We start from the raw sequence: 12,703 nt of genomic DNA on the forward strand, positions 1-12,703 counted from the left end.
GGCCCGGCCCGGTCCACCTTTCCGGAAATGGCACCAATGCTGAACCTCTCGGTCCTGCTCGAGGACTCCGCCCGCACGCACCCGGACCGGGACGCGGTCGTCCTCGGCACGACGCGTCTCACCTACGCCCAGATCGACGCCGCCGCCAATCAGGTCGCCAACCTCCTGGTCGACCGCGGCGTCTGGCCCGGCGACAAGGTCGCGCTCAGTTGTCCGAACGTGCCCTGGTTCCCGATCGTCTACTACGGGATCCTCAAGGCCGGCGCCGTCGTCGTACCGCTCAACATCCTGCTCAAGGGCCGGGAGGTCGCCTACCACCTCGCCGACTCCGAGGCGAAGGCGTACTTCTGCTTCGAGGGCGGCGAGGGCCTGCCGATGGGGGCGGAGGGGCACGCCGGGTTCACCGAGACCCCGGGCTGCGAGCACTTCTTCCTCATCACCGCCGATCCCGCGGCGGGGAGCCCGATCGAGGGCGTCGAGACCATGGGCGCCGCGCTGCGGGGCACCGCGGCGACGTTCGACAGCATCGGGACGTCGGGGGACGACCCGGCCGTGCTGCTCTACACGAGCGGTACGACGGGGCAGGCGAAGGGCGCCGAACTCAGCCACGCCAACCTGGTGCTCAACGCCCTCGCGGTCAACCAGCTGTTGGAGAACCGGTCGGCCCTGGACACCCATCTGATCGTGCTGCCACTGTTCCACTCCTTCGGCGCGACCGTGCAGTTGAACGCCGGCTTCTCGACGGCGAGCACGCTGGTGCTGCTGCCGCGGTTCGACGCCCGGCAGGCGGTGTCCCTGATGCAGCGGGAGGACATCACCGTCTTCGCGGGTGTCCCCACCATGTGGTGGGGCCTGTTGCAGGCGCTCACCGAGGACGTCGACGTCGAGAGGATCGCGAGGAACCTGCGCGTCGGCGTCTCCGGCGGCGCCGCGCTCCCCGCGGAACTCATCAAGCAGGTCAGGGAGCGACTGGGCGTCCAGGTCCTGGAGGGCTACGGCCTCTCCGAGACCTCGCCGGTGGTGACCTTCAGCGATCCGGCGCGGGAGCCCCGTCCCGGGTCGATCGGCGTGCCGATCTGGGGCGTCGAGGTCAAGCTCGTCAACGCGGACTGGTCGGAGGTCGAGGACGACGGCACGGGCAGCGCCGTCGGCGAGATCGCGGTCAAGGGCCACAACGTGATGAAGGGCTACCACGGCCGCCCCGAGGCCACCGCCGAAGCCGTCAGGGGCGGCTGGTTCCGCACCGGCGACCTGGCCCGCAGGGACAAGGACGGCTTCTACTACATCGTCGACCGGGCGAAGGACCTGATCATCCGCGGTGGCTTCAACGTGTACCCGCGCGAGATCGAGGAGGTCCTGATGACGCACCCGGCGATCAGCCTGGCCGCGGTCGTCGGCGTGCCGCACGAGAGTCACGGCGAGGAGATCAAGGCGTTCGTCATCCTCGAGCGCGGCGCCGAGGCCCGCCCCGACGAGCTGGTCGCCTGGGGCAAGGAGCAGATGGCCGCCTACAAGTACCCGCGCATCGTCGAGGTCGTGCGGACGCTGCCGATGACCTCCACCGGAAAGATCCTCAAGCGCGAACTCACGTGACCGGCGCGCCGAGCGCGTGGGCACGGATGGGAAGGACGGCAGATGACAGTGGATGACGGCGGGCGGCGGGACACGTCCCCCGACGGGTCCGGTACGGGGCCGGACACGACACCCGGCTCGCTCGTGGCCGCCTGGAGGGCACGCGTGGCGAAGAACCCGGAGGGCACCGCGCTCCGCTTCTTCGACGGTGCTCTGTCGGCGCGGGAGGTGGACGCGGCGTCGGACGCCCTGGCCGCCGCGTTCGAGGCCCGCGGGACCGGCCGGGGCGACCGCGTCGGGGTGTACCTGCAGAACGTTCCGCAGCACGCGCTGGTGCTGCTGGCCCTGTGGAAGCTGGGGGCCACGGCACTGGGACTCAATCCGATGTACCGGCGCCAGGAGCTCCGCCGGATCATCGACGACTCCGGGGCGGTCGGGGTCGTCTGCGCGGACGAGGACGTCCACGAGACGCTCGGCACGCTGGCGGGGAGTTCGGTGCGGTGGCTGATCAGCACGTCGGCGCTGGACTACCAGTCGCGGAACGATCCGCGGGTCTTCGCGACGACGGAACGTCTGGCACCCGCGCCGGACGGCGACCTGGTGGCCCTGATCGGCGAGTTCGCGGGCCGCGGCCCCTCGCCCGTGGAGCCGACCCGCGACGACGTCGCGTTCCTGACGTACACCTCGGGGACGACGGGCCCGCCGAAGGGTGCCATGAACACCCACGGCAACGTCCTGAGCGTGGTGGGGACCTGCGCGTCGTGGATGGGTGTGGGCGACGGGGACGTCGTGTTCGCCATGGCCCCGCTGTTCCACATCACCGGGGCGGTGGTCAACGCGACGATCTCCCTGCTCACCGACAGCACGCTCGTCCTGGCGGGCCGGTTCCACCCCGAGGTCGCTCTGGACGCCTTCGCCGAGTACGGGGTGACCTACACGATCGGCTCGATCACCGCGTACAACGCGATCTTCCAGCTGCCGCAGGCCGGACCGGAGCACTTCGCGTCGGTGAAGGCCCTGTACTCCGGGGGCGCGCCGATCCCGCCGGCGACCGTCGAGCGGTTCCGGGAGCGGTTCGGCGTCTACCTCCATAACGGCTACGGGATGACCGAGACGACGTCCGCCGTCATCGCCGTACCGCCGGGTGAGCGGGCACCGGTGCACCTGCCGAGCGGGACGCTGTCCGTCGGCAAGCCGCTGCCGCGTATCACCGCCCGCGTCGTGGGACTGCACGGCGACCCGATACCCCCCGGTGAGCAGGGTGAGCTGGAGTTGAGCGGGCCGCAGGTGGTGCCCGGGTACTGGGGCAAGCCCGAGGCCACTCGTCGGACGATGCCGGAGGGCCGGCTGCGTACCGGTGACGTCGCGGTGATCGACGAGGAGGGCTGGGTCTACCTGGTGGACCGGCTCAAGGACCAGATCAACGTGTCCGGGTACAAGGTCTGGCCGCGCGAGGTCGAGGACGCCCTGTACGAACACCCCTCGGTCCTCGAAGCCGCGGTCGTCGGCCGACCGGACGAGTACCGCGGCGAGACCGTCGTCGCCTACGTCTCGCTGAAAGCGGGTCTGACCGCATCCGCGGAGGAGCTGATCGCCTTCTCCCGAGACCGCCTGGCGGCCTACAAGTGTCCCCGCACGATCCATTTCCTCGCCGACCTGCCCAAGACCCAGAGCGGCAAGATCCGGCGCGCCGAACTCCGCGACACGGACGACACCGGCACGGTGCGCCTCCCGAAGGACTGATCCATGAGCAAGAACCACACCGGCCGATTCTCGGGCCGCACCGCCGTCGTGACGGGAGCGAGCCGGGGCATCGGTCTCGCCGTCGCCGAACGGCTCGTCGCCGAAGGGGCGCGCGTGTGTCTGACCGCGCGCAAGGCCGGTCCCCTCGAAGAGGCGGCGGCCTCCCTCCCTCCGGGCAGTGTCGTCACCGTCGCCGGCAGGGCGGACGATCCCGACCACCGCCGCGAGGTCCTGGACACCGTCGCGCGCGAGTTCGGCGGGCTCGACGTCCTCGTGAACAACGCGGGCATCAACCCTGCCTACGGCCCCGTCATCGGTCTGGACCTCGATGTCGCCCGCAAGGTCCTGGAGGTCAACGTCCTCGCCACCCTCGCCTGGGTGCAGGACGCCGTGGCCCACCCGAAGCTCGGTTTCACCGAACGTCGGGGCGCCGTCGTGAACCTCTCCTCCGTCACCGGTGACACCCCGTCACCCGGCATCGGCCTCTACGGCGTGAGCAAGGCGGCGGTGTCCCATCTGACGCGGACCCTGGCCGCCGAACTCGGCCCGGAGATCCGCGTCAACGCGGTTGCCCCCGCCGTGGTGAAGACCCGGTTCGCCGAAGCCCTGTACGAGGGCAAGGAGGCCGAGGTCGCCGCCGACTACCCGCTGCGCCGCCTGGGCGAGCCGTCGGACGTCGCCTCCGCCGTGGCCTTCCTGGCCTCGCAGGACGCCTCCTGGGTCACCGGGCGCGTTCTCACCGTCGACGGCGGCCTCGCGGTCGCCGGCGGCACCGCGTAACGACCGCGTCACCCCCGAAAGGATTGCCATGACGTTCACACCTCTGCCGCCCGAGGTGGCGGAACTCGCGGAGCGCACGCGCCGGTTCATCCGCGAGATCGTCATCGACGCCGAACCCGCCCCCGGCGGACGTCTCGACCGGGCCACCCGCGACCGGCTGCAGGCCGCCGCGAAGGAGGCCAGTGTCTTCGCGCCGCTCGTGCCGAAGGAGTACGGCGGGCAGGGACTGCCCATCGAGCACTGGTCGCCGGTCCTCCAGGAGGCCGGGTACTCACCGATCGGCCCCAGCGCGCTCAACTGCATGGCCCCCGACGAGGGAAACATGCACATGCTCAACGTCATCGCGACCGAGGAGCAGAAGAAGCTGTATCTCGCGCCTCTGGCGGCGGGGGACGTCCGGTCCTGCTTCGGCATGACCGAGCCCCACCCCGGAGCGGGGTCCGACCCGGCCGCTCTGCGGACCACGGCCGTGCGCGCCGACGGCGGTTGGATCATCGACGGTCACAAGCGGTTCACCAGCGGAGCCGTCGGTGCCGGGTTCTGCATCGTCATGGCCCGCACCCCGGCCGTCGACGGCTCCCCCGAGGGGGCCACCATGTTCCTCGTCGACCTGACGAACCCCGGCATCCGGGTCGGCGAGGCGATCCACACCGTCGACCGCGCCATCGACGGCGGCCACCCGCACCTGTACCTGGAGGACTGCTTCGTCTCCGACGACGCGGTCCTCGGCGAGGTCGGACTCGGCTTCCGGTACGCGCAGGTACGGCTCGGCCCCGCGCGGCTCACGCACTGCATGCGCTGGCTGGGACTGGCGCGCCGGGCGCACGACATCGCGTTGGACCGGGCCGCGAAGAGAGAGCTGTTCGGCGGTCCGCTCGACTCCCTCGGTCTGGCCCAGCACCTGATCGCCGAGTCCGTGATCGACATCGAGACCTCCGACGCCATCATCACCAAGACCGCGGCCCTGCTGCAGAGCGACCCGAAGGCGGGCTCGGCGATGTCCTCGGTCGCCAAGGTCCACTGCTCGGAGGCGATCTTCCGGGTGATCGACCGCGCCGTCCAGATCTGCGGCGGAGACGGGGTCTCCGACGGGCTCCCCCTCGCCCAGTACCTCAACGAGGTGCGTCCGTTCCGCATCTACGACGGCTCGAACGAGACCCACCGGTGGGCCATCGCACGCCGTGCCTCGGCCGGTCGGCGGGTCACTGTCCAGGCCGGTGAGCGATACCTGGGCGACGCCGTCGTCGGCCGGGACGGGGGCGCGTGATGCACACCGTCCCCGACGGCGTGGAAGTCGTCGCGAGCCGCGAGCGGGCCCGTCATCTCGACAGCCCTCCCCTCCTGGTCCTCGACGCCGTCACCGGCTTCCTCGACACACACGGCATCGGCAGCGGGCCGATCGCGTGGCAACGCATCGGCGACGGCCACTCCAACGTCACCTACCTGATCGAACGCGGCGGCGAGTCCGTGGTCCTGCGCCGCGGCCCGCGCCCGCCGCTGCCGAAGTCGACGCACGACATGGTGCGCGAGGCACGCATCCAGAAGATCCTCCACGGGCACGGGGTGCCGGTGCCGGAGATCCTCGCCGTCTGCGAGGACGAGGACGTTCTGGGCGTGCCGTTCTACCTCATGTCCCGGCTCGACGGCACGATCGTCACCGACACGATCCCGCCCCACCTCTCCCCCGCCGAACAGCGCCGGCTGACCAGCGAGGCGGTCGTCGACACCCTTGTCACTCTGCACGGCATCGACGTCACCCGGGGGGAGCTCGCCTCCCTGGGCCGGCCCGAGGGGTACCTCCGGCGGCAGGTCGAGCGGTTCCGCGGCCTCTGGGAGGTCAACACCACCCGCAGCCTGCCCTCGGTGGAGCGCATCGCGGACTGGCTCGCCCAGAACCTGCCGACGAGCCAGGCGGCGTCGGTGGTGCACGGCGACTACCGCATGGGCAACCTCATGTTCGCCCCGCGGGCCCCGGCCGAGGTCCTCGCGATCCTCGACTGGGAGATGGCCACGCTCGGCGACCCGCTCGCGGACCTGGGGTACCTCACCGCCACCTGGTCCGAGGCCGGCAGCCCTGCCACCCCGCTCGAACTCACCAAGGTGACCCGTTCACCCGGCTACCTCACCCAGCGCCAACTGGCAGAGCGTTACCAGCGCCGCACAGACTTCGATCTCACCCCGCTCCCCTGGTACCAGGCCCTCGCCCTCTGGAAGGCGGCGATCTTCTGCGAGGCCATCCACACCCGCTGGCTGCGGGGCGAACGTCCTCATGACACGGTCTTCGGACCGTCGCTCGAAACAGGCGTCCCCCGGCTCCTGGAGCGGGCCGGGCACTACGCCGGCCTGACCGCGACCAGCCGCCGCTGACGCCCGAGGCCGCGGTGCGAGGCGCTTCACCAGCCTCACCGCGGCCGGGCCGTCGTGCTCTGACGTCACGCCGAGGCCGCCGTTCGCCGTAGAGCCGGCGCGACCTCCTCCGCGGACGTCGCGCCACCGTCTACCTCGGCGGTCGCCGGCATGGCTTCCGACCGGTACGGAACACGGCTGCCCGGCTCCCTCGCCCGTCCTCGACGGCTGCGACCGTCCCCCGCCCCCTCGCACCGAGTCCGTCTTCCCTGTCCTTCCAGAGAGAGGTCCCGTGCCCTCCGATTCCTCCCGGCATTCCCCCCGTGACACACGGATGCTGGTCACCGTCAACGCGCTGCCGCTCGCCGTCGGCGTCCTGCTCTCCTGCTCCACGACTCTCGGAGAGATCTCCGTGTACGGCCGTCTCACCCTCGCCATCACGTGGGCATTCACCCAGCTGGTCGTCCTCGTCGGCGGGACCTGGTGGTACGAGAACCGGGCCGTGTCCTCCTTCGAACCGGCCTCGGCGACGACTGCCGCCTCCCGTTCGGCCGGGGGCGCGTGGTGACGACGCACCTCCTGAGCGTCGGCTCGCCCGATCTCATCGGCACCGCCGCGAGGGGCGCGGTCATCAGCGCCTTCCTCGTCTTCATCGGCCTCTGCCTCCTGTGGGTCTTCACGCTCGCCACGCAGGACGACGACCCGGAACGCCTCTACGTCGCCGGCCGGTCCCTCCCGCCCGTCTTCAACGGCGTCGCGATGGCGGGGGAACAGATCACGGTCATCATCCTGGTCTCGCTGCCGGGAGCGATCGCCCTCTTCGGCTACGACGGAGTCTCGACCGCCGTCGACAGCGCCCTCGCACTCGGCGTCTTCCTGCTCCTCGCCTCCAGGATTCGCGCGACCCGCCGCTACACCCTGGGCGAGCTGTTCTCCCTGCGCGCCGAGGGGCCGGGAGTACGGATCGCCGGCGCCGTGGTGACACTGTGCATCGCCGTGCCCCTGCTCATGGTGCAACTACGGGCCGGCGGCATCACCACCGCCCTGCTGATCGGCATGCCGAGCGAGCGGGCCCAGGTGGTGTGCACGGTGCTGATGGGTTTCCTGGTCACGTGCTTCGCAGGGGTGGCCGATCTGCGCGGCACCAGTTTCGTGCAGGTCGCCAAAGTGCCCGTGGCCCTGGTGACGCTCGCCACGGTGACCCTGCTGGCGCTCCGCTTTTTCGACTGGAGTCCCGGATCCCTGCTGTCGGCGGCCATGGACACGAGCGTGTCACCGGGCGGATACCTCAGCCCCGGACTGTGGGAGCACTCCGCCGGAGGCGGACCGCTCGGCACGCTCAGTGACCACATCGTCGTCATCCTCGGAACCGCGATGATGCCCCACCTGCTCCTGCGCGTCAGCGCCAGCCGGGACGTGCCCGCCGCCCGGCGCTCACTGAGCGTCGCCGTCGGGCTGACCGGCCTCTTCTACCTGCTGCTGATCACGACCGGCTTCGCCGCGGCCGCGGTGGTGGGCAGCGGACGGATCGGAGCGGTCGACGCGAAGGGGCAGGGAGCCCCGATCCTCCTGGCGTCGGAGGTCCTCCCCCACCACTCCACCGGCCGGGTCGTGCTCATCACCCTCGTGGCCTGTGTCGCCTTCCTCGCCGTGCTCACGGCCGTGGCGAGCGTGACCTTCGCCGCCGCCGTCTCCGTGACCCGCGACCTGCTCGGGCGGAAGGGCCGTACCCGGATCGGGATCGGAGAGCCGGCGGTCCTGCGGCTGTCCGTCGTCGTGCTCTGCGTCGTGAGCCTTCTCCTCACCACCGCCGTACACCGCTATCCCATCGAGTTCCTTCTCGCCTTCTCGCTGAGCCTCGCGGCCACATGTGTGTTCCCCGCGGTCGTCTACTCCTTCTTCTGGACCGGCTTCAACCGCCACGGGCTGCTGTGGCTCGTCTACGGAGGGCTGTCCCTGTGCACCCTCCTGACCCTCGCCTCTCCCGCTGTGTCCGGGACGAGATACGCGCTGCTGCCGGAGCAGGACTTCAACCTGTTCCCGCTCCACACCCCCGGCCTGATCTCCGTACCGGCGGCCTTCCTCCTCGGATGGCTCGGCAGCACGCGTCCCTGGGAGCGGACCACACACCGCCGGCACGCGGTGTCGGGATCCGCTTCTGCCCGTAGCGCCCCCGCAGCTCGCATCGACTCAGGCGAGGACGCCGTGAGCGGATAGCTCCGCCGTGCCCGCGACCGGACTGTGCATCGTGCACCGGGCCCGGGCGAAGCAGGTGCCCGCTGTCGTTCTCGCCTGCGGTACCGGCTGGCGACAGTGAGACGACCACCACAGGAACAACGCGGAAACGCCTGACCACCGGACCCACCTGATCGTCGCGAGGACGCCGCGCGGGAGTCCCCGGAAGACGGAACGCCCGCGGCTGATCGAACGCTCGATCAACCGCGATTCAGATCGAGGAAGAGAACGCACATGACGACACACAAGAAGGCCCAGGCGCTGACGTCCGTGGCGAACGACACGCCGGCGGAGGAGATCCTCAAGGTCGTGACCCGTGACGGCGGCGTCATCATCAAGGGCTTCCTGACGCAGGAGCAGATCGTCCGCTTCAACGCCGAGATCGAGCAGCCGCTGCGGTCGCTCGCCCCGGGGTCCCTCCACGAGGACGAGATCGTGGCCGCGTTCCACGGCAGCAACACCAAGCGCCTCACGAACCTGGTGACGCACAGCGCCACGTTCCGCAGCGAGGTCATCGACCACCCCCTGGTCCACGAGATCAGCGACCTGGTCTTCCTCCAGGAGTCGGGCACGTACTGGATGACCACCGCCCAGGTGATCGAGATCGGCCCCGGCAACAAGGCGCAGATGCTCCACCGTGACCTGGAGAACTGGTTCCCGTTCATCGGCATGGGGCCCGGCGGGCCGGAAGTCACCATCAACTTCCTGGTCGCCCTGACCGACTTCACGGAGGAGAACGGCGCCACCCGCGTCATCCCCGGAAGCAACCACTGGAGCGACTTCGAGGACCGCGGGACCCCCGAGCAGACGATCCCCGCCGTCATGAACGCCGGAGACGTCCTTCTCATCAGCGGCAAGACCGCGCACGGCGGCGGGGCGAACCGGACCGGCGACGAGTACCGGCGTGGCCTCGCCTTCACGTTCAACGCGGGCTTCCTCACGGGTGAGGAGGCGTACCCCTTCCTGGTCGACAGGGAGCTCGCCAAGACGCTCTCGCCGCGCGTCCAGCGCATGCTCGGCTTCCGCTCCCAGTACCCCACGGGCTCTCCCGGCCTGTGGCAGGTCGACTACGCCGACCTGGGCGACCACCTCGGCCTCTGAGATCCGGGTCGATCAGAGGCCGCCACAGCCGTCCGAGGAGCGCACGCCATGGCTTTCCCGTACATTCGCACTATGGGAACCGAGGTCGATGCGTTCCTTGGTCAGCTGGCCCGCCACCTCAGACCCGAGGTGAAGAAGCTGGCCGGCCTGCTGCTCCAGCGTCTGAACGGCGAGTTCCCCGAACTGTGGGAGAACGAGGACATCGAGGCCCTGACCTTGGAGGAGACGGCCCAGCACGTCACAGCCCTGCTGGACGTCCTGGAGGCCCGCCCTGGCGCGGGCGCGCCGGAAGCTCCTCCGGCAGCCTTGGACATCGCCCGCCTCTACGCCCGGCGGGGGATCCCCGTGAGCCGGCTCCTCCGTGCCTACCGGCTCGGCCATCTCAGCCTGCTCGAACAGCTGCAGGCCGAAGCTCCCCGCCTCACCGACGACTGGCACATGATCAACCTGGCCACGGTGAGGCTGGTCGCGATCGGTTTCGACTACGTGGACCGTTCATCGGAAGAGGTCGTCGCCGCCTACCAGGAGGAACGCGACCGCCTGCTGCAGCGTCGGCTCGCCCTCACCGACAGGGCGAGCAAGCGCATCGGGACCACGCTCGACATCTTCCGCACCGCGGAGGAGCTGACGGAGGTCTGCACCGAGGACTTCGCCGACCTCGTCACCGTCGACCTCTTCGACTCCGCACTCGACGAAACCGGCGCCGGTCCGCCGGAGGCCATGACGCAGCGCCGCGTCGCCCAGCGCGCCGTCCTCGACGGCTGTCCGGAGTCCCTGCTCCGCGTCGGTGAGACCCACGCCTATCCCGACGACTCGGAACCGGTTCGCGCACTGATGACCGGACGATCCGTCCTGCACCACATCGCGGGGACCGAGATGCCCACGTGGGTGGCGCCGTCGGAGTCCCACGGCCGAGTACTGCGCGACCTCGGGCTTCACTCCGTACTCCTCGTGCCTCTGCACGCCCGCGGGGAGATCCTCGGCCTGGTGCAGTTCGTACGGCATCGCACCTCGGCCCCCTTCGACGACGACGACCTCCTGCTGGCGCAGGAGATCGTCTCCAGGGCGGCGGTGTCCATCGACAACGCCCGCCGGTACACCCATGAGCGTTCCACCGCGCTCGCCCTCCAGCGGACCCTGCTGCCGCGGAACACGGTGCAGCACGCGGCCGTCGAAACGGCCGCGCGTTACCTGCCCGCCGGGTCCCGAGCCGGTGTGGGCGGCGACTGGTACGACGTCATTCCCCTGTCGGGGGCCCGCGTCGCGCTCGTCGTCGGCGACGTGGTCGGTCACGGCCTGCGCGCCGCCGCCACCATGGGCCGGCTCCGCACGGCCGTCCGCGCCTTCGCCGACATCGACCTCATGCCCGACGAACTCCTCACTCATCTGGACGACGTGGTCATCCGCATGCAGCGCGAGGAGTCGCCGGACGAGGGCGAGACCAGCGCCACCTGCCTGTACGCGATCTACGACCCCGTCTCGCGCAGGTGCTCGCTGGCCAGTGCAGGCCATGTCCCGCCGACCGTGGTGACCCCCTCGAAGATCAGCGAGGCCTTGCCGGAGGTACCGATCGGACCGCCTCTCGGCCTGGGTGGACTCCCCTTCGAAACCGCGGAGTTCGAGCTGCCGGAGAACAGCCTGCTGGTCCTGCACACCGACGGGCTGATCGCCGGCCGCACGCGTAACGTGGACCAAGGACTCGCCACACTGCACGACGTCCTCACCTCGGCGCCGGACTCGCTGGAGGAGATCTGCGACCGACTCCTGGCCGCACTGCTGCCCGGCCGCCCCGCCGACGACGTCGCCCTGCTCGTCGCCCGGACCCATGCCCTCGACCCGGACCACGTGGCCACGATGGACCTCCCTCCCGATCCGGCGGCCGTGTCCGGGGCCCGACGCTTCGCATCCGACGTCCTGACGGCCTGGGGGGTGGAGGAACTTTCCTTCACCACGGAGCTGGTCGTCAGCGAACTGGTCACGAACGCGATCCGCTACGGCAAGAGCCCCATCCAGCTGCGACTGATCCTCCAGTCGACGCTCACCTGCGAGGTCTCCGACGCCAGCAGCACCGCCCCGCATCTGCGCCGCGCCCGCATCTACGACGAAGGCGGCCGCGGCCTGCTCCTCGTGGCGCAGTGCGCGGAGCGCTGGGGGACACGACACGGTCGCGAGGGCAAGGTCATCTGGGCCGAGCAGGCCCTTCCCGCGGACAGCGCGTCGACTGCCGAGGTGACGTAACGCCTGATCCGGGCCGACTTGATCGATCGACTAAGTCGATATAGTGGGCGTATGGCTCATGTTTCCGCGGCGGAGCGCCGCCCTCAGTTGATCAAGGCGGCCATCGACCTCATGACCCGGGAGGGCGTCGCCGCGGGGAGTACCCGCGCCATCGCCGCGGAGCTCGGTGTCGCGCAGGCCACCGTCCACTACACCTTCGGCACGAAGGAGGACCTGTACCGAGCCGTCATGGACCAGATCACCGACGAGCTGGTGACGCAGGTGCGGCGGGCGGCGCCGGAGGACGCGGGCTTCGAGGAGACCTTCAGCGCGCTGGCGGAGGCCCTGTGGGGCACGGTGCGCGAGCCGTCGTCGCACCACCAGCTGCTCAGCGAGCTGACCATGTTCGCCCTGCGCGTGCCCGGCCTCAACGAGGCCAGGCAGAGCCACTACCGGCGGGTCATAGAGGTGACCGCGCAGGTGATCGCGGAGACGGCCGAGAGGACGGGGCAGGAACTGGCCGAATCTCCGGAGACGGTGGCCCGGTTCTTCCTCTCCGGCTTCGACGGACTCACCATGCAGGTCCTCCAGTGCCTGCCGGACGAGGACACCGAGCGGACGGGGCTCAGGGCGCTCGTGGGCGCGAGCGTGGCGCTGGCCAAGGGGGACCTCGGCCTGCCTGACGTACCGATGGCCTGACGCGACGCGA

General features: G+C 70.4%; 10 protein-coding genes. All 10 read left to right on the forward strand.

Features of this window, described 5'->3' with window-relative positions; all coding sequences use genetic code 11:
• Nucleotides 1-36: 36 nt before the first annotated feature.
• Nucleotides 37-1,593, forward strand: a complete 1,557-nt coding sequence (locus N5875_RS03490) for a long-chain fatty acid--CoA ligase (RefSeq protein ID WP_338499074.1) — start codon at nucleotides 37-39, stop codon at nucleotides 1,591-1,593.
• A gap of 42 nt (nucleotides 1,594-1,635) precedes the next feature.
• Nucleotides 1,636-3,315, forward strand: coding sequence for an AMP-binding protein (locus N5875_RS03495; RefSeq protein ID WP_338491737.1), 1,680 nt, complete (start codon nucleotides 1,636-1,638; stop codon nucleotides 3,313-3,315).
• Nucleotides 3,316-3,318: 3 nt separating this feature from the next.
• Nucleotides 3,319-4,095, forward strand: a complete 777-nt coding sequence (locus N5875_RS03500) for an SDR family oxidoreductase (protein ID WP_338491739.1) — start codon at nucleotides 3,319-3,321, stop codon at nucleotides 4,093-4,095.
• 28 nt (nucleotides 4,096-4,123) lie between these two features.
• A complete protein-coding gene (locus N5875_RS03505) occupies nucleotides 4,124-5,362 on the forward strand; it encodes an acyl-CoA dehydrogenase family protein (RefSeq protein WP_338491740.1) in 1,239 nt (412 codons plus the stop codon).
• Nucleotides 5,362-6,462 (forward strand): phosphotransferase family protein, encoded by a 1,101-nt coding sequence (locus N5875_RS03510; protein ID WP_318212040.1) that lies wholly within the window; start codon nucleotides 5,362-5,364, stop codon nucleotides 6,460-6,462. The genes N5875_RS03505 and N5875_RS03510 overlap by 1 nt, the downstream gene beginning before the upstream one ends.
• Nucleotides 6,463-6,775: 313 nt before the next feature.
• Nucleotides 6,776-7,009 (forward strand): hypothetical protein, encoded by a 234-nt coding sequence (locus tag N5875_RS03515; protein ID WP_318212016.1) that lies wholly within the window; start codon nucleotides 6,776-6,778, stop codon nucleotides 7,007-7,009.
• Nucleotides 7,006-8,658 carry a transporter gene (locus N5875_RS03520; protein ID WP_318212017.1) on the forward strand — a complete coding sequence of 551 codons (1,653 nt, stop codon included), beginning with the start codon at nucleotides 7,006-7,008 and terminating at the stop codon, nucleotides 8,656-8,658. Before N5875_RS03515 ends, N5875_RS03520 begins: the two co-directional genes overlap by 4 nt.
• A 252-nt stretch (nucleotides 8,659-8,910) precedes the next feature.
• Nucleotides 8,911-9,777 (forward strand): phytanoyl-CoA dioxygenase family protein, encoded by an 867-nt coding sequence (locus N5875_RS03525; protein WP_318212018.1) that lies wholly within the window; start codon nucleotides 8,911-8,913, stop codon nucleotides 9,775-9,777.
• Between the two features lie 48 nt (nucleotides 9,778-9,825).
• A complete protein-coding gene (locus tag N5875_RS03530) occupies nucleotides 9,826-12,015 on the forward strand; it encodes a SpoIIE family protein phosphatase (protein WP_338491743.1) in 2,190 nt (729 codons plus the stop codon).
• Nucleotides 12,016-12,066: 51 nt separating this feature from the next.
• Nucleotides 12,067-12,693, forward strand: a complete 627-nt coding sequence (locus tag N5875_RS03535) for a TetR/AcrR family transcriptional regulator (RefSeq protein WP_338491744.1) — start codon at nucleotides 12,067-12,069, stop codon at nucleotides 12,691-12,693.
• The last annotated feature ends 10 nt before the right edge of the window (nucleotides 12,694-12,703 follow it).

The sequence above is a fragment of the Streptomyces sp. SJL17-4 genome (genome assembly GCF_036826855.1).
In the GTDB taxonomy this organism is placed as follows: Bacteria; Actinomycetota; Actinomycetes; order Streptomycetales; family Streptomycetaceae; genus Streptomyces.

Excerpts from the sequence above, each read along its gene's own strand:
- N5875_RS03490 (WP_338499074.1), top strand. The coding sequence starts at position 37 with ATGCTGAACCTCTCGGTCCTGCTCGAGGACTCCGCCCGCACGCACCCG.
- N5875_RS03495 (WP_338491737.1), top strand. The coding sequence starts at position 1,636 with ATGACAGTGGATGACGGCGGGCGGCGGGACACGTCCCCCGACGGGTCC.
- N5875_RS03500 (WP_338491739.1), top strand. The coding sequence starts at position 3,319 with ATGAGCAAGAACCACACCGGCCGATTCTCGGGCCGCACCGCCGTCGTG.
- N5875_RS03505 (WP_338491740.1), top strand. The coding sequence starts at position 4,124 with ATGACGTTCACACCTCTGCCGCCCGAGGTGGCGGAACTCGCGGAGCGC.
- N5875_RS03510 (WP_318212040.1), top strand. The coding sequence starts at position 5,362 with ATGCACACCGTCCCCGACGGCGTGGAAGTCGTCGCGAGCCGCGAGCGG.
- N5875_RS03515 (WP_318212016.1), top strand. The coding sequence starts at position 6,776 with ATGCTGGTCACCGTCAACGCGCTGCCGCTCGCCGTCGGCGTCCTGCTC.
- N5875_RS03525 (WP_318212018.1), top strand. The coding sequence starts at position 8,911 with ATGACGACACACAAGAAGGCCCAGGCGCTGACGTCCGTGGCGAACGAC.
- N5875_RS03530 (WP_338491743.1), top strand. The coding sequence starts at position 9,826 with ATGGCTTTCCCGTACATTCGCACTATGGGAACCGAGGTCGATGCGTTC.
- N5875_RS03535 (WP_338491744.1), top strand. The coding sequence starts at position 12,067 with ATGGCTCATGTTTCCGCGGCGGAGCGCCGCCCTCAGTTGATCAAGGCG.